The following is a 21,812-nucleotide window of genomic DNA, read 5'->3' as shown; positions in this document are numbered from 1 at the left end:
AATATCGATTTAAACTGATCTTCAGGCCAAACACTAATAATGCAATTCTTTATATATTTTTTCGGCCAGCTTCCGGCTGATTCCCTCTGTTTGCTGTAATTCTTCAATGCTTGCAGTGAGCACTCCTTTTAATCCGCCAAATCGACCTAACAAACGTTGCCTGCGCTTAGCACCTATACCGCTGATTTCTTCTAAACTGGAGCTGGTCCTTGCTTTGCTGCGCCTGCTACGATGTCCCTGGATTGCAAAACGATGGGCTTCATCCCGGATTTGCTGTATCAGATGTAATGCGGCATGCTCACTAGGTAATTGTAGCGACTTTTCCAGGGAGGGAGAAATCAATTGCTCAAGACCAGGTTTCCGTTCTTCGCCTTTAGCTACACCCAACAAATTAGCATCAGAAATTCCCAGCTCCTGCAAGGCTTCCTGTGCCGCTGCTATTTGGCCTTTTCCCCCATCAATCAGAATCAGGTCGGGCAATTGCCCTTCGCCACTGACAACTTTTTGATAGCGCCGAGATAAGGCTTCACGCATGGCAGCATAATCATCACCGGGTGTAATGCCTTCGATGTTATAACGGCGATATTCGTTATTACGCATGGAAAAATTATCATACACAACACAGGCAGCAACCGTAGCTTCCCCTAGCGTATGACTGATATCGAAACATTCAATGCGATTCAAACCGGGCATATGCAATTCCTGTTGCAATGCCATTAAGCGCTTTTCCTGGCTAGCTTGCCGGCTCATCATCTGTTTCAATGCCAAATAGGCATTTTCGGTTGCCATGTTAAGCCATGCGCGCTTCTCACCCGTAGGATTTAATTGAATGATAATTTTATGTCCGCATTGCTCGGTTAATAGTTGCTGCAGCGCTTCGCGTTCGATTTTTGCACCCAGAATAATCAGTGGCGGCGCGCTTCGATTCAAATAATGCTGCGCCAGGAATGCTTCAAGTACACTGGCTGGCGTGCAGTCATCCGCGTTCTGAGGAAAAAAACTCTTGTCGCCCAAGTGCCGCCCGCCCCTGATCATGGCCAGATTGACGCACACTTTTCCAGAACCATTCATCTGCGCACAAGCTACGACATCGGCATCAAGCGCTTTTCCACTATCAACAAACTGCTTTTCACGAATTTTACGCAGTGCTTGAATCTGATCGCGCAATACCGCTGCTTGTTCATATTCCATACGATCGGAAGCCTGCTGCATCTTGGTCGAGATCACTTCCAAAACTTCGGTTTGCTTGCCTTGTAAAAACAATTCAGCGTTTCTGACGTCATTTTGATAGGCCTGGTGGCTAATCTGACCAATGCATGGGCCACTGCAACGTTTAATCTGGTACAGCAGGCAGGGACGAGTACGATTGCTGAAAACACTATCTTCGCAAGTGCGCAAGCGGAATATCTTTTGTAACAACTGTATGCTCTCGCGTACGATGCCAGCATTGGGATAAGGCCCAAAATACTGATGCGTTTTATCCAGCACACCGCGATAAAATCCTAACCGTGGAAAATCATGACCGCTCAGAATCACATACGGATAGGATTTGTCATCCCGGAACAAGATGTTATAGCGCGGCTTCAGGCTTTTGATCAGATTATTTTCCAGCAACAGCGCTTCGGCTTCGGAACGTGTAACGGTAGTTTCAATATTGACCACCTGTGAAACCATCAACTGGGTTCTGGGTCCCAAATTGCTTTTCTGAAAGTAGGAAGAAACACGCTTTTTGAGATTGATCGCCTTGCCAACGTAAATCACCTCGCCTTTGACGTTTATCATGCGATAAACCCCTGGCTGAAGCGGCAGGTTGATGCAAAATTCCTTGGCGTTAAAACTGGTATTCGACAAACTGCTTAATCCTCGCCGCTGAGTAATTTTCCTGCCACCGCCCAGTTTTCATCGGGAAGCTCATCAAAACTAATATACGTATAGGATTTTGGTTTTTTGGCGATGCGCTCGAGCGTATCAGTCAGCTCTGCAGCAATTTGCTTTTTTTGTTCGCGTGTTAGTGTGCCTGCAATACGGATATTGACATACGGCATATAAAATCCTCCTTATTAATGATGATGTTATAAATTGATATCAGCAACGATTTTATCAAAAACGCTCTTAAACATTTCCGGGGTGAGGCGTTTGGTTTGTGTATTGTAGCGACTGCAATGATAGCTGTCATAAAGTTTAAGACCGTTTCTCAGCGGTAAATGATGAATAATCCCGTGAGCAAATGGATAATCCTTTAATTTAAGTTGTAAGCTCATTAGTGTCGCCTGATGTGCGACCGTTCCCAGTGCAAGTACTGCCATTCCGCCATTCTCTATAAACACCTTCATTTCTGCTTTTAGATATTGATTACATCGCTTGATTTCCTGGGGTATGGGTTTATTTTCCGGCGGCAAGCACTTTACTGCATTGGTAATGCGACAACCTGGCAGTTGCAGTCTGTCATCTGCAGAAACAGACTCAGACCGAGTAGCAAAACCAAATCGGTGCAATGTCTGGTACAGTAGAATTCCCGCGTAATCGCCAGTAAATGGCCGACCTGTCCGGTTGGCGCCATGCATGCCAGGAGCCAAACCAACAATTAATAGCTTGGCGTGCGCATCACCAAAAGCACTGACGGGCCGCGCATGATAATCTGGATGCTGGGTTCTTACAGCTTGCAAAAAATTGGATAAACGCGGGCATTGCTGACAATTATGCAGATCCGGATTACTCCATGGGTAAGTTAAAGAATCATTCGCCATTCGTAAAGTCAGAATAATTAGTTATAGTGTATGCGACTTATGCAATTCGATTATTCAAATGCAGTTTTTCGCATAATCTTTTTGAATTTTAAAAAATGCGCTTTATTAACCATAAGAATAATAAAAAAATGATAATTAGGTTGAAGTCTTAACCATTTGCAGATCAAGTGATTACGCCAAGCACCGCATCAGAAACTCATCATTTTTCTATTCGACTCTGGTCAATAATCCTGCTACTCATCATCGTCGCTCCTGGCGTGACTCTGGCGCAGAAAACACCCGATTCCACCAAAAATTCATCGGTCATTATATTGTCGGCCCCTGACGATATTAAAAAATTTCTTGTAAAGTATTTTAAATTTCCAGCCGAGCCATTTGCTGACAGTACGGCTGAGAAAACTTTTTTGCATCGCGCACAAAAAGAAATTCGCGGTTTATTAGCAACAGAGGGTTACTTCTCGCCGTCAATTTCATTATCACAGCAGACGCATAATGCAGTTACCAAACCTGAAATCAAGGTGGACCCCGGCGTATTAACGCGCGTTGGTAAAGTTTCGATTACCTTTGAAGGTGAAATCACACAAGATACAAAGTATCAGAAGCGTATTAAACAGATTCGTGCTGCATGGTCTTTGCAGACAGATTCTCCTTTCCGTTCTGCTGAATGGGAAAAAGCAAAAGCAGCTTTATTATCGGAGTTAACCCGAGAAGAATTTGCTGCAGCAGCTATTGCCGCGAGCCAGGCTACTGTTGATCCTGATAGCGCACGCGCTGATCTTTCTATTTCCATTGATTCAGGGCCGATTTTTTATTTAGGTGCTATCCAAATCACCGGGCTAGAGCGCTATGATCAGACATTGATCACTAACCTCGCACCCTTCAAAGCTGGTGATGTTTATCGGCGCGATTTACTACATCTCTTTCAGACTGCTCTGCAAAAGGCTCCACAATTTAGCACGGTTTCAGTCAGTATTTCTCCCGATATCGAGCAACATAAATCCATTCCTGTTCAGGTCGTTTTGACCGAAGCCCAGTCACAGCGCTTTGCCTTCGGTGCTGGTTACAGCTCGAACAATGGCGCGCGTGGTGAGATCAATTATCGTAATCATAATTTCCTGGACCGCGCCTGGAACTTAACCAGCATATTGCGTCTGGAACAAAAGCGTCAAACCTTTTTTACCGGCATTGATACGCTTCCCGATCAGAATAATATCAATTATTCAATGGGCGCCAGTTTTCAAATGACAGATATTGAAAACTTGAAGACAGTTGAGCAAAAAGTAGGCGTTACTCGCAATTATCAGACTCAACATATTCAAATGCAGCTCGGATTGAATTGGCTAAGGGAGGAAAAAAAGCCGGCTGGCGCAATTCACCAAACGAATGAAGCATTAGCCCTTGATTGGCGATGGCGGCGCCAGGTGGTCGATGATCCGGTTTACGTTCGACGCGGTGATGTAACAGAGATCCGGATTGGTGGAGGCAGCCAGCAACTGTTATCAGATCAGGATTTTATTCGCAGCTATGCGCGGCATCAAAGCTGGTGGCCAGTTGGCTCTCAAGATGTGATTTTCTTGCGAGCAGAGGTGGGCTATACGCTCGCTTCATCACGATTTGGAATTCCTCAGGAATATCTTTTCCGCGCCGGCGGCATCCAGTCGATTCGCGGTTATGACTTTAAAAGCATTGGTGTACAGGAAGGCAATGCGATTGTTGGTGGTCGTGCCATGGCCACCGGCACTATCGAATATACCCATTGGCTAACGCATCAATGGGGTGCAGCTGTGTTTGCAGATATTGGTAGCGCGGCCGACAGTTGGCAGAAAATGCACCCGTTTCTGGGATATGGTGGTGGTATCCGCTGGCGAAGCCCTGCGGGACCGATAGCACTTGATTTGGCTCGGGCGCATGAAACAGGCACGCTGCGCGTACACTTCTCAATGGCAGTGGCATTCTGAAATTCGATCATGACCAATCACATTCATAACAATCAAACTTTAAAGAATAAAAAATATAACTGGCTTATAAGCTTGGTGTTTGCACTCCTGTTCTCAGTTTCAATCGTCGGATATTGGTTACTGAACAGCCAGTCAGGGCTACAATGGGCTTTTTCTATGATTAATCGATTGAGTTCTGGCGTTATTCAATTCGAAGAAGTTCGCGGAACACTGCGAAATATGCACATCACAAATGTTCATTTCTCCAGTGATGAATTTCAGCTTGTGATGCGAAATATCCATGTTTCCTGGCATCCCGGTGAATTGCTTCAGGAGCGGGTAAACATTCATCAACTGTCTGTTGAAACCATGGCTATTCATACACGACCTTCCACAACGCCAGCACCACAACGCACTCTGCCCGATCACTTGCAGATTCCATTGGCTATCTCGATTCATGCACTTCAAGTCAATTCAATCCGACTAACTTCGGCGGAAAATGAGGATTCTGAATTCATCATTTCTGATCTCGCCCTGTCGCTGGAGAGCGATGGCCACTATCATCGACTCAACAATCTCAACTTTCATACTCCATGGGGAGCTTTCCACATTCAGGCAGAACTCAATGGAGATTCTCCGTTTGATGTATCCGCATACATTGATCTGTCTGATGCCGATCCATGGGGAGATACTCAGGCTGCGGTTACCGGCAATCTGGAGCAAATGAATATTCAGATCAGTGCCAAACAGTCAGCTCCAAAAAGAGATTTGTATATTCAACTGCAACCGTTTGCAGCTAATCCCGTAGCACAATTGCATGCAATGCTGGAAAAACTTAACCCGGCTGGTTTTCTTGCTGATGCGCCGAATGCCAGCCTCTCAGTAACCGCAGATTTAATTACGAATCAATCAGGGCAACTGGAAGGCAAGATTGTGGTTGAAAACCAAGCAACAACCGTACTCAACGATGGCGGTCTGCCCTTCTCTGCCATCAGCACGCAAGCGTTCATTACTTCAGAATTTTTAAAATTACAAGATATCCGTGCTCGGATAGGCGCTAATGAAATTCTGCGCGGCGATCTGATGTGGCGTATGCAAGAACAATCCGGTTCAGCGCATTTGCTGATTAACCAATTAAATCCGCAACGTATTGACAGCCGTATACGCGCCGCGCAAGTTTCTGGCCAAATTGATCTGGTAGGCAACGTGCAGGCACAATCTGCACGTATCAATCTTAAGGATCACTCAGTTGGCCTAAATGCCGCGGTGACCCGATCAGGCGAGCGCATTACACTCGAGCAATTCAATCTTCAGCGCAGCAAATCCCAATTAAACGGGCAAGGCAAGCTTGATCTCGGCAATGCAAAGACATTCGAATTGTCCGGTCATTTGGCCAATTTCAATATCGCAGATTTTATTGAAGCGCCTGACTCAAACTTGAATGCAGCCATCAATCTGTCCGGACAATTGGCTCCGCAAATCTCTGGAGTATTAAAGTATGTCATTCAAAAAAGCCGGCTGGCGAAATCTCTCGTGGCAGGAGCCGGTCAGATTGCATTCAGCGGGTTTGAACGATTCAAGGGTAAAGCAGAATTAAAGGTGGGGTCCAATCATTTTCTGGCACAGGGAAGTATTGGAGAGCCAAGGGATTCATTTCAATTCACGCTGAATGCGCCAACTTTAGAACATGTTGGATTCGGTTTAGCAGGCGATTTGCAGGCATACATGACACTGAGCGGAAATCTTAAATTACCTGATTTTGCTTTGAAGCTAAAAAGCCGGCAATTACGCTTGCCAGGAGATCAGCTTTTTTCCGGATTAACTGCCGATGGGCGCTTACAAAATGAAGTGATGTCATTCAAGTTAGCAATTGATCGCTACGCTGCCGGTGAAAAAGCACGGGTTAAGCACTTAATTATGAATGTGGATGGAAAAACTTCTGATCACACCCTCTTTGCTAAGGCACAGATTAACAATGATATTCAAATCCAGCTAAAAACAACCGGGGGAATCGACCGCAAAACTCAATCCCCGCGCTGGCAAGGCCAGCTAATAGAATTATCCTCTGTTGGCAAAATACCCGTTCGCTTAATGGCGCCCACAGCAGTTTCAATCAGCCCTGAATTTGTTTCATTCGGACATGCAAGATTCTCAATTTCCGATGGGTTTATGGACATTGATCAGCTTCAATGGACGCCAAAAAACTGGAAAACCCAGGGTCATTTTTCCAGTATTGGTTTACTTCCCGGTGAACATGCTGAATTAAAACAACATTCATTACATTTTAGAGGTTATTGGAATTTCGTTTCTGATTCTCAGTTAACCGGCAATTTACAAATTCAGCGAGAAAAAGGCGACTGGTCTTTACTCGGCGAGCTATCACCTCCTTTAGGTCTGGAAACGCTGCAACTGCAGGTAGCCGCCCAAAATGGAAAAATAACGGGTACATTTGAATTATTCAGCAAATTGATTGGCTCAGCTAATGCACATTTAACTATACCCACCAAGTCTTCGAACAATGGCTGGTCTATTCCGAATGAAGCACCGCTGAATGGGGAGGTGATTGCTCACATCACTAACTTAAAATGGATGGATTCCATTCTGGGCGGTGATATACGTACAGATGGTCAACTTCAGATTCAGGCAAATATTAAAGGAACGCTGAATCAACCAGATTTTGAAGGCACTGCCACTGGTAAGGAACTGAGTGTTCTGTTATTAGAGCAAGGAATAGATTTACAGCATGGCGCCTTGACTGCAAAATTCCATCAATCAGACCTTCAAATCGATCAGCTACGCTTTATCACACCCCACAAAGCACCACCGGATAATCGCCTATCCAAGGAACTTAAGCTGGACGGCACATCAGGCTCCCTGACCATCACTGGGAGTATTGGACTTACTGGCAATGAGAGCTACTTAGATTTTAAAATTAATCAATTACCGTTAACACATAAAACAGATTACTGGATCATCGCATCCGGTTCGGGCCAAGCCAGGTTGCACAAGAACGTCCTGAATTTGAGAGGCGATCTCCGGACAGACGCCGGCTTATTGCAGCAACCACCGGAAGATCGACCTGAATTGCCTGAAGATGTTGTTCTCGTGAATAATTCTCCGCAAGATACAACTCAACAGAATTTTTCCGTCCTGCTGGATATCAGCGTTGATCTGGGAGAAAAATTCTATTTACGGGTATCTGGCTTGGAAGGTCGTCTGACTGGACGACTGAAAGTACAAAATGATCAAAAAAATAAACTGAAGGTGAATGGTTCGATTGCGACCAAAGAGACGACTTTTAAAGCATATGGTCAGAATCTTACAGTCAGGCGCGGCATTGTTAACTTTAATGGACCGCTGGATGATCCCGGATTAAATATTCTGGCTGTGCGGGAAGGCTTACCGGTTGAGGCCGGTATTGAGATCATGGGTTCGGTACGCCACCCTCAGGTTAAGTTGGTGTCGGCTCCCAATGTTCCTGATAACGAAAAACTTTCCTGGATTGTTCTGGGAAGAAAGCCCGATGCAGGTGGTTTAGATACTTCGGTATTACTGTCAGCAGCTGGAGTGATATTGGGAGGGCGATCTGGTGGCGGCGTAACCGAACAACTTACCCGGGCATTAGGTGTGGATGAAATCTCGTTCAAACAAGCAGGTGTCGGCAGCCCATTGAGCGGACAACAGCCCTTTGGCAGCCCGTCGAGCGGGCAGCAGGTAGCCGTCGGCAGTCCATTGAGCGGACAACAGATACCTGTCAGTAGCTCATTGGGTGGACAAATCGGTGTGATCGGAAAACGCATTTCATCACGTGCTTATTTGAGCTATGAACGTGGCCTGATGGCAACCACAATGGGAATCACTAAGCTGACTTACAACCTGACTCCCAAAATAACCGTTGTCACGCAAACCGGTGAAGATAATGCCATTGATTTATTTTATACATTTCAGTTTGATTAGATTCACTCAAATAAATCTGAAGCTCACTGGCAGAAACAGTATGTAGAAAATCGAAATAAGCGAGGAATAGCATGGCTGAACATACCGAAGAAACTTTGGATGTCATTATTATTGGCGCAGGTAGTGCAGGATTGTCAGCATTACGGGAAGTCAGGAAGCGTACCAAGCGTTTTTTAATCATCAATGATGGTCCATGGGGAACCACTTGCGCCCGCGTTGGATGCATGCCATCCAAGTTACTGATTGAAGCAGCGAATGCTTTTCATCACCGAACCACATTTGATACCTTTGGGATTCAAGGTGCAGATCAGTTAACCATTGATATTACCCGTGTGATGCAGCGTGTGCGTAAGCTTCGTGATGATTTCGTAGCCAGCACCCTAGCAACAACTCAAGCACTGGGTGCACGCGCGATCTCTGGTCGTGCACGTATACTAGGGCCGAATCAGGTTCTCGTCAATGATAAAAATCTCGATGCAAAGAAAATAATTATCGCAACAGGATCTCGGCCAATCGTACCTGTTAAATGGCAGGCATTGGGAAATCATCTGCTAACAACCGATACATTATTTGAACAAGAAGAATTACCTGCAAGTATGGCAGTAGTAGGAATGGGGCCGATTGGAGTAGAAATGGCGCAAGCGCTATCCCGACTGGGAATAAAAGTAGCAGGGTTCGGTAGCAATAAATTAATTGGTGGCTTAAGCGATCCACGAATTAATCAGGTGGCAGTGGATTTACTTTCCCAGGAATTTCCATTGCATTTAGGCGAAAAAGCTGAACTGATTCCAGAGCCTGGTAAAAATTGCATCTTCATACAAGCAGGTGACATAAACGTCTCGGTAGATAAGGTGCTGGTAGCACTCGGGCGCCGCCCCAACATTGACGATATTGGATTAGAAACGCTGGGCATTTCATTAAATGAGCAGGGATTACCGCCGGTAAATCCTGAAACCATGCAAATAGCCGATCTCCCAGTGTTTCTGGCTGGAGATGTAAATGATCATATACCCCTGCTGCATGAAGCTGCAGATGAAGGGCATATCGCAGGGCTTAATGCAGTGCGAAAAGAAATCGTGTGCTTCAGGCGACGCACGCCGCTGGGTATCGTTTTTTCGGATCCCACTATAGCGACCATTGGAGAACATTTCCGATTACTCAACGAAAAAAATATAGTGATCGGTGAAGTAAATTTTGATCGTCAAGGACGCGCCCGTGCCGCACAACGCAATAAAGGAGTATTACGTGTTTATGCAGAATCGGAAAGTGGTCGTCTGTTGGGTAGTGAAATGTGCGCACCAACAGGTGAACATATGGCTCACTTATTGGCATTAGCCATTGACCGTTCACTTACGGTTTGGGATTTATTGCGCCTGCCTTATTACCATCCAGTTCTTGAGGAAGGCTTGCGTACAGCATTGCGTAATCTGGCTGCCCAATTGCCTGCCTGCAGCGAATCTGATTTGGCTTCCTGTGGGCCATTTAATGCTGATGCACTTGATTGACTGAGCACAGTCATTCATTTTATGGAATCAGATTGCACATCTAGCCATATTTCTTACGGTTACGCCGCCGCCGGTTATGCGCACGCTGCAATTCCGCTTCCGTGGGCGGTGCGGGTTTTTTATCAGCATAAGGGTTGTGTCCGACCTTAAAATCAACCCGTAGTGGCGTACCTGTCAGTTTAAAAACTTCCCTAAAGGTATTTTCCAGATAACGCCGGTAGGTTTCCGGCACATGATCGAGCATGCTGCCATGCACGATAATAAGTGGCGGATTGGATCCGCCCTGATGGGCATAGCGCATTTTGGGGCGTGACATGCCCCCGCGCGGTGGCGGATGTTTTTCAACCGCGGCAATCAATGCACGCGTCAATTTAGGCGTTGGCAAATCGGCCATGGCTGCGGCATAGGCTTTGTCAATGGAAGGCAGGAGGTTATTCATGCCAGTGCCGTGCAATGCGGAGATATAGTGCATTTGCGCAAAGTTCAGAAAACCCAGTTTGCGATTCAGTTCGCGCTTAACGGTATCGCGCTGATATTCATCCAGATCATCCCATTTATTCACCGCAATGACCAACGCACGCCCGACTTCCAGTATAAAGCCTGCAATATGCGCATCCTGATCGGAAATTTCATTTCTGGCATCCAGTACCAGCACTGCAACATTCGCATCTTCGATTGCCTGCAGGGTTTTGATGACTGAGAATTTCTCAATGGCCTCAAATACCTGACCACGACGCCGTAATCCGGCTGTATCGATCAATGTATAATGTTTCTCCTTGTGTTCGAAATCAATATAAATGCTATCGCGAGTCGTACCGGGCTGATCAAATGCAATTACCCGTTCCTCGCCCAGCAACGTATTGATCAGCGTCGATTTACCGACATTTGGACGACCTACGATGGCAATTTTGGGATGCTTGCGAGCAGAAGATTCTTCTCCAATATCTGGAAAGTCAGCCAATGCCAGATCGGCAAGTTCTTTGATATTATCGCCATGCATGGCTGACACCGCGCAAGGCTCACCCAAGCCTAATTCATAAAATTCCGCCGTAACAACGGCTGTCGCCATGCCTTCTGTTTTATTTACGACCAGCAGAATATTTTGCCCGGATTTGCGCAATTGCTCGGCAATAATTTTGTCGTGTGCAGTGACACCTTGGCGCCCATCGACGATAAACAGCACTTTGTCCGCTTCATCAACCGCTTGCAGCGTCTGTTTAGCCATGGCATGCAAAATCCCTTCTTTGACGACCGGCTCGAAGCCTCCGGTATCTACCACCAGATAGGGCTTATCGCCCACTCTGCCTTGCCCGTAATGACGATCCCGTGTCAAACCAGGAATGTCAGCAACAATGGCGTCACGGCTACGAGTCAGGCGATTAAATAAGGTCGATTTGCCAACATTAGGACGGCCGACCAGCACAAGTGTCGGTTTCATTTTTTGCTAATCGCTTTACATGGCTATATGTCATAAAATGGAAAAGTAGACGCCTGTATTAGAGATGAGTCTTTAAGATGCAAGAAAACTTTTCATAAATTCTAAAATTGTGTACTAAAAGCGTAAACACCGCCTTTAGCCGTTTGCACTGCAAATCCATCCGGCAACAAGCTGGCAGCCGTCTGAATCTTCGTACCATCAGTCGCCGAACGGGCCACTAACGCACCATCATAGTTCCGTAATAAATTGACATAACCTTGATCATCCCCGACTACAATATATTGTCCTTTTATGACAGGCCGGGATAATTTCTTGCTGCCTAATCTGCTTTGTTTCCACATGCCAGCGCCACTCAGCAGATCATAAGCCGCAACCGCACCTTTTTCTTCCGTCACATAGACATAATCATTGTCCATAGCAAGACCAGCGCTGCTGGAAGAATCACGCGCCCATATCTGCGAACCATCGTTAATCGCAAAACACGCGACACGCCCTCGGTAGGCAACTGCACAAACAAACTGATTGTTGACTACCGGTGAGCTTGTAACATCGGACATACGTTCGAGCTCAGTCACCCCGCGTGGCTGGGAAACAGCTACTTCCCAACCTAAATCCCCATTAAACAAGCTCATTGCAACCAATTTCCCACCTGGAAAACCAGCAAATACTGCACCATGTGCCAGTGTTATCCCCGCACCACTGCGTACCATCAATGAAGGAGTCGCGCCTTGGTAAATCCATTTACGTTTTCCATCAACGGCATCGAGTCCAAATATACGACCATCCAAAGTACGTACCACTACGATATTATTTTGTATTTGTGGTGGACTCAAAATTTCGCTGGTGACGAATGCCTGCCATACCATATGCCCGGATTCATTATAAGCAAGTACTTCCCCCTTAAATGTTCCAATCAAAATCAGCCCTTCGCCGATACCGACTCCAGCAGAAAATTTATTTTTACTTTTGATCTGCCATAACTGCTTACCAGTCGCTGCATCATATTTCGTTAGCTTTCCTTCTTCATCCGCGACGTATAACGCACCATTATCATAGACGGTATAAAAGGATGCGATCTGATTCTCACTGACTTTATCTTTCCATTTTAAAGGAATACGATCAGTCGTTTTTAAAGCATCAAGTTCTTCCTTCTCATATACAACCACCTCTTCTTTAACAAAAAGATCGGATATTCCTGTACTCATCGATTCGATGACACGCATATCAAATGGATTCTCTGTGCTACTACAACCAGGCAGCAGCAAAACCACAAATATCGAAAAGAGGGATAATCGCCAGGATCTGACAGAATTTAACCAAACAATCACTTTAATGACTAATCAGACTCACCCAATGCATCCAACTTCATTTGGACAATATTATGGTAATTGTTACTCTTACTAAGCTTATCTACGGCTGCCTGATAGCTAAGCCGCGCTTCAGAAACTTTCTTTGAGGCCACCAATATGTCACCTTTGCGATCTAAATATAATCCCGCAAAAGTTTCGCCATGTGGAGTATTTAAAATTCTTAGCGCTTCATCATATTTTTCTTCGTCCAGCAAAATACCAGCAATTCTTAATCGCGCTAGATCATGCAATGCTGTTTCTTGGGCATAGTCGATGACCCACTGCAAATTTTGTATTGCTCGTTTATTGTTACCGGCCTGCACATCCGCTTGTGCGGCAATAAGCGCTGCACGGGATGCATAACCGCTGGATGGAAACCCTTCGGTAAGCAGATGCGCTGCATCATTAATTTTTGCTGCATCATTAGATTCTTTAACTTGCTGTAATAAAGCATACAAATCAGCTGCTTGCTGTGCCTGCTGCTGCTGATAATACTTCCAAGCCTGTGTACCGCCAATAGCCACAAGAAAAGCTGTTAATAAGATGGTAATAGCAGTGCTATACTTATTCCACCAAGCCTTAATTCCAGCAATTTTTTCCTGTTCTTCAAGGTCATAAGTCGCCATTCTAGGTTCCTACATAAGTTTTAAATTGCATAAAGATTCAATAATTAAGTAAGTAATTGATCATATTAAATATGAGTCGACTAATGAAAGGGTAATCATTTTTTGATTAATTGAATAACCGCACTTAATTTTACGCTTGCTTGCTCAATTGGCTCCCGTAGCGGTTTGAGGGTTACCTCTTGCGCTTTAACTTCATCATTGCCAATAATCAGCGCATAATAAGCGCCTGTAGCATCCGCTTTCTTCATCTGAGACTTGAAACTACCACCGCCACAATGGAGTATGACATTGAGCCCTTCATCGCGAAGAAATTCAGCGCATTTCCAGGCATAGTTCATTACTTGCCCACCCTCATGAACAATATAAATATCAGGCACAGGCTGCGTTATTTTCTTATCGCTTTCCTGCACTAAAGCAAGGAGCCGCTCGATCCCCATAGCAAAACCACAAGCTGAAGCAGATTTCCCTCCCACTTGCTCAATTAGGCCATCATATCGCCCACCTGCGCAAACAGTTCCTTGTGCCCCTAATTTATCGGTAATCCATTCAAATACTGTGCGATTGTAATAATCAAGCCCTCTTACTAGGCGCAGATTAATTTCAAAATTAATCCCTTGTTCACGCAGCATATGCTGCAATGATTCAAAATGAAGATATGATTCTTCATCCAGATCATCAATCAGTTTAGGTGCACCTTCGATGATCTGCTGCATTTCGGGATTTTTACTATCTAATATCCGCAGTGGATTGGTATGCAAGCGCCTCAATGAATCTTCATCCAGCTTGTCATGATGCTGCTCAAAGTATTTAATCAGCCGGGTCCGATGCAATGCACGCGATTCAGCATTACCTAGTGTACTGATTTCTAGGCGTAAGTCGGGAATTCCTAATAAATCCCATAGCCGGGAGCACATCACAATCAATTCCGTATCAATGTCTGGTCCGGCATAACCCAATGCTTCAACGCCCACCTGATGAAATTGCCGGTAGCGCCCTTTCTGCGGTCGTTCATGTCTGAACATTGGTCCGGCATAATATAGTCTTTGCGGACCAGCATACAAGAGATTATGTTCGATGACAGCACGTGCACACGATGCGGTGCCTTCAGGACGCAAGGTTAAACTGTCGTTATTGAGATGATCAATGAAGGTATACATCTCTTTCTCAACAATGTCAGTCACTTCACCTATGGAGCGAATAAATAAATCAGTTTGCTCCACGATAGGGGTGCGAATATTCCGATAGCCATAGGCAGCAAGCCATTGGTGTATTATCTGTTCAAAATGTATCCATAGATAAGATTCATTCGGCAGAATGTCATTCATTCCGCGAATTGCTTTTACACCATTAGCCATCAGACGGCTTTTCTCGGATATTTTTCGCTTACATATTTATCAACGATCTGACGAAATTCGTTGGCAATGTTGTCGCCTTTTAAAGTTACGGTTTTTTGACCATCCACAAACACTGGAGCCACCGGATTTTCGCCAGAACCAGGCAGGCTGATGCCGATATTAGCATGCTTACTTTCACCGGGGCCATTCACAACACACCCCATGACAGCGAGTGTCATATTCTCAACACCTTCATACTGCTGACGCCACATGATCATCTCGTCGCGTACATAAGCTTGAATGCTCTCCGCCAATTCCTGGAAATAAGTGCTAGTAGTGCGACCGCATCCCGGACAAGCGGCTACTAGGGGGACGAATGCGCGTAGACCCATGGTTTGAAGAATTTCTTGGGCGACAATGACTTCCCGAGAACGAGTTCCACCTGGCTCTGGCGTTAGTGAAATACGAATGGTATCCCCAATACCTTCCTGCAAAAGCACTGCCAATGCTGCTGTCGATGCCACGATGCCCTTGGAACCCATACCCGCTTCCGTTAATCCCAGATGTAGCGCATAGTCACAACGTGCAGCCAATTCGCGATATACCATGATCAGATCCTGCACACCACTTACTTTGCAAGATAAGATAATTTTATTGCGCTTAAGGCCGATCTCTTCTGCTTTAGTGGCGCTTTCCAGCGCAGAAGTGATCAATGCTTCGCGCATCACATATTTGGCATCTTGTGGATTATTGGAAGCTGCATTTTTATCCATAATGCGCGCTAGCATCTCTGGATCAAGGCTCCCCCAATTGACACCGATACGCACAGGCTTATCGTATTTACAGGCAGTTTCAATCAATGTAGCAAATTGCTCATCACGTTTTTTACCGTGGCCGACATTTCCGGGGTTAATACGAAATTTTGCCAAGGCTTTTGCACATTCTGGATAACTGGTCAGTAATTTATGACCATTAAAGTGAAAATCACCAACGAGAGGTACATGACACCCCACATTATCCAGGCGTGCACGAATTCCTGGTACAGCACTCGCCGCTTCCATCGAATTGACAGTAATCCGTACCAACTCAGACCCTGCACGTGCCAATTGTGCAACTTGCTCGGCAGTCGCCACCTCATCAACCGTATCGGTATTGGTCATTGATTGCACTACAATCGGGGCGCCACCACCCAGCATGACTGGACCAACCCGAACACCTACGCTGGGTCGGCGATGTATTAAGAAACTATTTTCTGACATAATTTAATTTTAAATCAATATGTTGCAGCATGCTTATTTATTGAAGTGTAAAACGCGCAGTTCCATCCTGCTTTTTGTAGGAAGAAATATCAATCTCGGTATCATTATAGGTGAGATTAACGCCTGATGCATTGCCAATAACAATTGATAAGGGTTTTTTACCCGCGACACTCTGCTCACTTCCCTTCTTCTTGAGTTGCTCGAGCAAAAGGACACCTTTGCCATCAACTACTTTGACCCAAGAATCTGCAGTAAATTTAAAATATAAATTACCTAAATCACCAGATGCCGCAGCTGGTTTCTCAGTTTCTTCTTGAGTGACAGGTTTATTTTCTATCGGAATAGGAATAGTAAAAGTTTCAGTTTTTATATTTGACCTCATTTCTGAATTTTTCTCATCATTGACTTGAACATTTGTCTCTGATGTTTTATGAGCCTGCGGATTGGCAGTATTTTTTACTGTTGCAGACAAAGGTAGCTGAATTTCCATGGAAGTCTTTTCAGTATTCCGCTTTGTCTCGCTACTTAAAAGATTGCTATCCGATTTATTATTCCAATTATTATTCTCAAAAATAAAATACGCTCCGAAGATACTAGCAAATAAAACAATAAAAATAACTAGCCGGTTGCTGCCTGAGCTTTCTCGGCTTGAAGAAAACGATATTTGCTTTTTTTTGAGAGGCATTCGTTCATAAGTAGACATCGTTCGAGCTGATTCGGGCAACATTTGCAATAGCGGCACCGGGTCCAACTGGACGAGATTAGCATAATTACGAATAAAGCCTCGCAAGAATGTACGCCCAGGCAATTTGTCAAAATCTTCTTTCTCAATTACTTCAATTTGCTGAACCGAAAGGCGTAATTGCCGAGATACATCTTCAATGCTCATACCTTTGGCTGCTCTCGCTTTACGCAGTATATGTCCAACGCTTTGCACAATATGCGTTGAATCAATATCATTCTGTACATTTTTAACTATTTGCAAATCAGAATTTGTGTTTATATACTCATTATTACCCACTTTGATTTGCCCAATATTATCTTTGTTTTGATTGATTGAAGATAAGCTAAAATCCGTCATCTGTTCTGTGTTGACAGACAGTATATTTTTTTCTTCTGACACTGCTATGTTCTGATTCGCTGTTAAATCCTGCTGAATATTTTCTCTAGCATTTTCATGTTCGGTTTGTGGTAAATGATCTCCCGCTGTAGTTAAATCGATATCAACCGATTCCTTTTCTCCCACAGGTTGAGCATTATGATTATTTGTTTGGTGGATATCATTCATTATCTGATCCTTTCTTCTCGAACAGTTGCAGCTTCTTTGGAATCCGGGAAATATTTCTGCAATTGAAAAATATAGCTATCCGCAGCCAATTGATCACCGATTGCCTGCTCAATTTGTATTGCCAATAATAGACTTTCAGGGGTTGATACATTATTTTGTAATAAATTGACAAGCTTGGATTTTGCTTCAACTAAATTTCCGCGCTGAAAATCCATATCAATTAATCCCATTAAAGCTGGCGAAAAATTGGGCTGGATGGATAGTGCCTTCTGAAGAAATATTTGTGCTTCATGATATTTCTGGCGCTTAAGCTCGCAAACACCTGCGTTGGCAAATGCCATTTCTGGGGTTAAATAGAGTGGATCTTTCGCTGCCACCATAAAGTGATTAATAGCTTGATCTATGCGTTGAGGAAAACGCTGACATAAAAACCATCCGTAGTTATTATGAATCTCAGAGTTTTTAGGAGCTAAACGAATGGCCTGCTCAAAGTTATCCAGTGCTTTATTATTTTCATTGAGCGCCATATTTATCAACCCCAACACATTATATGCAGGAGCATAATTGGATTGAGCTTTTAATGCTTCCATAACTTCTTCTATGGCTACATTTAGTTGCCCTCTATTGAAGTATTCGGCAGCCAATTCAGTATGAATCTTAGCACTCTGATACGCCCGGTCTGATTTAGCCTGATCTGACGCTCTCTCTGCAATCGGCTGTTGTATGCAAGCACTTAGCCATAGAAGATGCAACCATATAAAAGCTAGCAGAATCTTCTTCACTTTACTGTTTCCATTCTCGCAGCTCGTTGAGCGCGGCGTGTTTTATCTTTTACCTGACCCGCCAATTGACCACAAGCTGCTGCAATATCATCCCCGCGAGTTTTTCTGACGGTCGTAACAAACCCAGCCTGTATCAGTAGGTCCCGAAAAGCACGCACAGCTTCTGGTGGTGAACGTTTGAAACCGGAACCAGCAAACGAATTAAACGGAATGAGATTAAATTTACAAGGTACATCTTGGACCAATTTGATGAGCTCACGCGCATGGCCAATACTGTCATTGACACCATCCAGCATCACATACTCAAAAGTTATAAAATCTCGGGGTGCCGCGATTAGATACCGTTGGCAGGCTGCCAGTAATTCCTTAATAGGATATTTTTTATTAATTGGCACCAACTGATCACGTAAATGATCATTTGGCGCATGTAAAGATACGGCTAAAGCAACCGGGCAGCGTTCACGTAACCGGTCTATTGCCGGTACTAATCCTGAAGTGCTAACCGTAACACGTCGCCGTGAAAGTCCATAGGCATGATCATCCAGCATTAAATCCAGAGCCATCACTACATTTTCAAAATTGGCCAAGGGTTCTCCCATGCCCATCATTACCACGTTACTAACCACCCGGTTTGTATCAGGGGTAACGTTTTCAGAAGACGCTCGCAGCATCTTATTTGCAATCCACAATTGTCCAATAATTTCTGCAACTGTTAAATTGCGGTTAAATCCCTGCTTCCCTGTCGAGCAAAACGCACAGGCCAAGGCACATCCAACTTGACTCGAAATACATAACGTGCTGCGATTGGCTTCAGGTATAAAAACAGTTTCTATCCCATTATCAGCTCCCACTGATAGCAACCATTTACGTGTTCCGTCTGCTGCCACATAATCAGAAATAATTTGCGGTGATTCAATGACTGCCAGTGCTGCTAATTTCTCGCGCAAACTTTTTGCCAGATCACTCATGTCAACAAAATCGGTAATGCCCAATTGATGAATCCAGCGCAGCAACTGTTTTGCACGAAATGGTTTTTCTCCAATTTCTGCACAAAAATCAGCTAATCCTTTGATATCGTAATTTAATAAATTGGTAGTCACTGCTTAAATTGTTGATAAGCTTTAACGGGAATGAATATTTAAGGTAGGAAAGAAACAGGCAATTTCAGTCGCAGCAGTTTCCGGAGCATCCGAACCATGAACCGCATTGGCATCAATATTTTCTGCAAAATCGGCACGAATAGTTCCTTTCTCAGCTTTTTTAGGGTCTGTAGCTCCCATCAGATCCCGATTTTTTTTAATCGCTTCATCCCCTTCTAACACTTGCACCATGACAGGACCAGATGTCATAAATTTTACTAAATCTTGGAAAAATGGGCGTTCACGATGTACTGCGTAAAATTGTTCTGCTTCAGATTGTGATAAATGGACCATACGAGCCGCAATGATTTTTAAACTATTTGATTCAAAACGTGAATAAATTTCCCCAATTACATTTTTTGCAACAGCATCCGGTTTAATAATGGATAGTGTCCTTTCAATTGCCATTAAATACTCCAATAAATTAGTAAACTAAACGGGTATTCTAACAAAAAATCAAATTTTAATTTTTAGGATATTGGTCGGATTTACGTCGATCACGAAAATATTTTTTATTTTCATAATAAGCTTCATTGTTATTATTCTCAATCCAGCCCGGATAACCCAAAAGCGGAATAGGAGTCAGATCGGAATTTGATGACAAAGTTTGTAATAAAAAAGGCTCCAACATCAGATCAACTGACTGCAATTGATCTGATAAAGTTTGATCAAAAAATACCTCATCAACATGAAGAATAATACCTTTACCAGTCATCCCTATATAGGGATTTAACGCTTTCTCATATAATGCATGGCCAAAAATAAAAAAACGCATAGATGACAGCACTGCTTCACGTTCTCGCCAAAATAACTGTTTCCATTCAAAATTTCTTAACAGCCGTACCAATATCTTCTTGCTACTGACAACTACCACACCAGATTCATCAAAAAGCGTTGCTGCATCCCTTAATACACTACGATGCTTAACCCCATTCAATGATTCAAATAACTGTGTCTGATAATGCAATTGATTGAGTGCTGATTTAGCATGTGGAAATATTTGCCATACCAGGGCATTGAAGAAATCATGCCAATTCTCAGTTCTGGTTTGTACTTGGCCCGTTAAATAAATTCTCGATTCATATTTTTGTTCAAAACATGGCTTTCCAATTATTGGAATTGGGGACACAAAGTCAATTTTCTTTCCTGATCGAGTCCGGATTTTCAGTTTTTGTTTAAGATTTAACTGATTCAGATCAATGTGATCTGGCCAATATTGCATATTTTCAAGCTGTTCCCTTAAGTGCCCAAACGATTCAAACATAGGGGAGAGATCCATAAAGTTCGGATTCCAGTCTTGAATGCTCATAATTAATCTATGACTCGGATACTTATTTAAAGTATCTTGATGAACGATAAGATTAAGCGTTTTCCATTGGTGATAGCTTTGAATTGATTAAAGCTTATAGTAATACAGGATGGCTTTGCTTATCTGCTGCACGCAAAAGCTTTAAATGCTCAAGTCCGAAGTGAATAAAGGCCAGCGCTGTGAAGATCGGGGCTAGTAAATTAAGCAACGGCACAAACTGGATAAAACCTGTCAGTAATCCTAATCCCCATAGTGAATATCTATTTGATGCACAAATTATCTTAATCTCCCGCTTGGTAGCATGCTCAGATAACGCATCATAACGAAATAGCTGTTGATTCATAAAAGCTGCAGCAATGAAAGGGACGACAACACCTGCTCCAACTGTCCATAAAGGCAAAGTTACAATCCAAATCAGGATAAAAATACCACTAGCGAGCACTGCATTAATGATACTCCCACTAAGACTGCCCCCATTTGCGCGCTTAAGCTCCGGGTAATCTCGGTCAGCAATTAATTTTATGAGTGCCGGCATTACAAAAATTGTGGTAATAATTAGTGTGGTTATTATTACAAGCGGAACAAATAAAAGGATATGGAATAAACCCTGAATTGTGACAGCAATCCAATCCGACTCAATATTCTTCAGCCATTCGCCAATACCAATCGCATCAAAGGCTTGGTAAGTTAGCTCTGAAAAGCTCTCCTGAAAAATATAACCAACAGTAAGCCAAAAAAAAGCTGCAACCAGAATCGGCCAAACCATAATCCAAGCAATTTGGAATCGCAGTAAGTCTCTGAGTGCACTTACAATTGCTTTAAATATTAAAGACATTGGAGTTCACAAAATAATAAATAAAATATATATTTGATCTGAAGATAGTCATTATCTACGATATCAGCGCGTTTTACTAATCAAAAGGATAGCTAGAACTATTAATGACAAGTCAAGTCTAGATCATCATTAAAAATTTCTGATTATAAATAAATTCAATAGCCTGTCATAACTTGGATTTATAAGATTAGAACCTTATTTTTAATACTACAGATCGAAGAGAATGAATCAAATTCATATCAACAATAAATGAAATTTGACCTAGAGGCTAAAGTTTCAAGTGCAAGCGTCGATTAAATATTTAATA

Annotated in this window: 17 protein-coding genes; 3 read left to right on the top strand and 14 right to left on the bottom strand. The window is 43.6% G+C overall.

The annotated features are described in order from the left end of the window. Positions 1–33: 33 nt before the first annotated feature. Genes uvrC through BM021_RS07110 form a run of 3 tightly spaced genes read right to left on the bottom strand, consistent with a single transcriptional unit; the run spans position 34 to position 2,747 of the window. A complete protein-coding gene (gene uvrC / locus BM021_RS07120; RefSeq protein WP_090720327.1) occupies positions 34–1,851 on the bottom strand; it encodes an excinuclease ABC subunit UvrC in 1,818 nt (605 codons plus the stop codon). A 5-nt stretch (positions 1,852–1,856) separates the two neighbouring features. Next, positions 1,857–2,045, bottom strand: coding sequence for a tautomerase family protein (locus tag BM021_RS07115; protein WP_090720325.1), 189 nt, complete (start codon positions 2,043–2,045; stop codon positions 1,857–1,859). A 27-nt stretch (positions 2,046–2,072) separates the two neighbouring features. Continuing rightward, positions 2,073–2,747, bottom strand: coding sequence for a uracil-DNA glycosylase (locus BM021_RS07110; RefSeq protein WP_090720321.1), 675 nt, complete (start codon positions 2,745–2,747; stop codon positions 2,073–2,075). Positions 2,748–2,914: 167 nt separating this feature from the next. Between BM021_RS07110 and BM021_RS07105 the strand changes: the two genes are divergently transcribed. From BM021_RS07105 to BM021_RS07095, 3 genes are all read left to right on the top strand, one after another. Next, positions 2,915–4,705 carry an autotransporter assembly complex protein TamA gene (locus BM021_RS07105; protein ID WP_256207823.1) on the top strand — a complete coding sequence of 597 codons (1,791 nt, stop codon included), beginning with the start codon at positions 2,915–2,917 and terminating at the stop codon, positions 4,703–4,705. A gap of 9 nt (positions 4,706–4,714) precedes the next feature. Then, complete coding sequence (locus BM021_RS07100) at positions 4,715–8,641, top strand: translocation/assembly module TamB domain-containing protein (RefSeq protein ID WP_090720319.1); 3,927 nt, start codon at positions 4,715–4,717, stop codon at positions 8,639–8,641. A 71-nt stretch (positions 8,642–8,712) separates the two neighbouring features. Then, positions 8,713–10,146 (top strand): dihydrolipoyl dehydrogenase, encoded by a 1,434-nt coding sequence (locus tag BM021_RS07095; protein WP_090720316.1) that lies wholly within the window; start codon positions 8,713–8,715, stop codon positions 10,144–10,146. 40 nt (positions 10,147–10,186) lie between these two features. Here the strand turns inward: BM021_RS07095 and der are convergent, their stop codons facing one another. The 11 genes from der to BM021_RS07040 all read right to left on the bottom strand — a co-directional run bounded on the left by der (position 10,187) and on the right by BM021_RS07040 (position 21,505). Continuing rightward, the gene (gene der / locus BM021_RS07090) at positions 10,187–11,584 is read right to left on the bottom strand and encodes a ribosome biogenesis GTPase Der (protein ID WP_090720314.1); all 1,398 of its coding nucleotides are present in this window, start codon (positions 11,582–11,584) and stop codon (positions 10,187–10,189) included. A 101-nt stretch (positions 11,585–11,685) separates the two neighbouring features. Further along, on the bottom strand, positions 11,686–12,912 hold the full coding sequence (gene bamB, locus BM021_RS07085) for an outer membrane protein assembly factor BamB (protein ID WP_256207822.1): 1,227 nt from the start codon (positions 12,910–12,912) through the stop codon (positions 11,686–11,688). An 8-nt stretch (positions 12,913–12,920) separates the two neighbouring features. Beyond that, the gene (locus tag BM021_RS07080) at positions 12,921–13,559 is read right to left on the bottom strand and encodes a YfgM family protein (RefSeq protein ID WP_090720309.1); all 639 of its coding nucleotides are present in this window, start codon (positions 13,557–13,559) and stop codon (positions 12,921–12,923) included. Between the two features lie 95 nt (positions 13,560–13,654). After that, positions 13,655–14,914: a histidine--tRNA ligase gene (gene hisS / locus BM021_RS07075; protein WP_090720307.1), complete on the bottom strand. Its 1,260-nt coding sequence runs from the start codon at positions 14,912–14,914 to the stop codon at positions 13,655–13,657. Then, positions 14,914–16,152, bottom strand: a complete 1,239-nt coding sequence (gene ispG / locus BM021_RS07070; RefSeq protein ID WP_090720305.1) for a flavodoxin-dependent (E)-4-hydroxy-3-methylbut-2-enyl-diphosphate synthase — start codon at positions 16,150–16,152, stop codon at positions 14,914–14,916. Before ispG ends, hisS begins: the two co-directional genes overlap by 1 nt. A 37-nt stretch (positions 16,153–16,189) precedes the next feature. Beyond that, on the bottom strand, positions 16,190–17,440 hold the full coding sequence (locus BM021_RS07065; RefSeq protein ID WP_090720303.1) for a RodZ domain-containing protein: 1,251 nt from the start codon (positions 17,438–17,440) through the stop codon (positions 16,190–16,192). Beyond that, a complete protein-coding gene (gene pilW, locus BM021_RS07060) occupies positions 17,440–18,222 on the bottom strand; it encodes a type IV pilus biogenesis/stability protein PilW (protein WP_177186318.1) in 783 nt (260 codons plus the stop codon). The genes BM021_RS07065 and pilW overlap by 1 nt, the downstream gene beginning before the upstream one ends. Then, positions 18,219–19,322: a dual-specificity RNA methyltransferase RlmN gene (rlmN, locus tag BM021_RS07055; RefSeq protein WP_090720301.1), complete on the bottom strand. Its 1,104-nt coding sequence runs from the start codon at positions 19,320–19,322 to the stop codon at positions 18,219–18,221. The genes pilW and rlmN overlap by 4 nt, the downstream gene beginning before the upstream one ends. A gap of 21 nt (positions 19,323–19,343) precedes the next feature. After that, positions 19,344–19,769, bottom strand: a complete 426-nt coding sequence (gene ndk / locus BM021_RS07050; protein ID WP_090720299.1) for a nucleoside-diphosphate kinase — start codon at positions 19,767–19,769, stop codon at positions 19,344–19,346. Positions 19,770–19,824: 55 nt separating this feature from the next. Continuing rightward, positions 19,825–20,670 carry a DUF3025 domain-containing protein gene (locus tag BM021_RS07045; RefSeq protein ID WP_090720298.1) on the bottom strand — a complete coding sequence of 282 codons (846 nt, stop codon included), beginning with the start codon at positions 20,668–20,670 and terminating at the stop codon, positions 19,825–19,827. A 94-nt stretch (positions 20,671–20,764) separates the two neighbouring features. Further along, positions 20,765–21,505 (bottom strand): EI24 domain-containing protein, encoded by a 741-nt coding sequence (locus BM021_RS07040; RefSeq protein ID WP_090720297.1) that lies wholly within the window; start codon positions 21,503–21,505, stop codon positions 20,765–20,767. Positions 21,506–21,812: the final 307 nt, after the last annotated feature.

Source organism: Nitrosomonas sp. Nm166 (assembly GCF_900112825.1).
Taxonomy (GTDB): domain Bacteria; phylum Pseudomonadota; class Gammaproteobacteria; order Burkholderiales; family Nitrosomonadaceae; genus Nitrosomonas.
The sequence above is the reverse complement of the archived record's forward strand: the minus strand, read 5'-3'. Positions and strand labels throughout refer to the sequence as shown.

Coding starts and splice junctions, on each gene's coding strand:
- ispG (WP_090720305.1), bottom strand. CDS start 16,152: ATGTCAGAAAATAGTTTCTTAATACATCGCCGACCCAGCGTAGGTGTT.
- BM021_RS07080 (WP_090720309.1), bottom strand. CDS start 13,559: ATGGCGACTTATGACCTTGAAGAACAGGAAAAAATTGCTGGAATTAAG.
- BM021_RS07040 (WP_090720297.1), bottom strand. CDS start 21,505: ATGTCTTTAATATTTAAAGCAATTGTAAGTGCACTCAGAGACTTACTG.
- der (WP_090720314.1), bottom strand. CDS start 11,584: ATGAAACCGACACTTGTGCTGGTCGGCCGTCCTAATGTTGGCAAATCG.
- hisS (WP_090720307.1), bottom strand. CDS start 14,914: ATGGCTAATGGTGTAAAAGCAATTCGCGGAATGAATGACATTCTGCCG.
- BM021_RS07100 (WP_090720319.1), top strand. CDS start 4,715: ATGACCAATCACATTCATAACAATCAAACTTTAAAGAATAAAAAATAT.
- BM021_RS07095 (WP_090720316.1), top strand. CDS start 8,713: ATGGCTGAACATACCGAAGAAACTTTGGATGTCATTATTATTGGCGCA.
- BM021_RS07115 (WP_090720325.1), bottom strand. CDS start 2,045: ATGCCGTATGTCAATATCCGTATTGCAGGCACACTAACACGCGAACAA.
- BM021_RS07110 (WP_090720321.1), bottom strand. CDS start 2,747: ATGGCGAATGATTCTTTAACTTACCCATGGAGTAATCCGGATCTGCAT.
- BM021_RS07045 (WP_090720298.1), bottom strand. CDS start 20,670: ATGAGCATTCAAGACTGGAATCCGAACTTTATGGATCTCTCCCCTATG.
- BM021_RS07065 (WP_090720303.1), bottom strand. CDS start 17,440: ATGAATGATATCCACCAAACAAATAATCATAATGCTCAACCTGTGGGA.
- ndk (WP_090720299.1), bottom strand. CDS start 19,769: ATGGCAATTGAAAGGACACTATCCATTATTAAACCGGATGCTGTTGCA.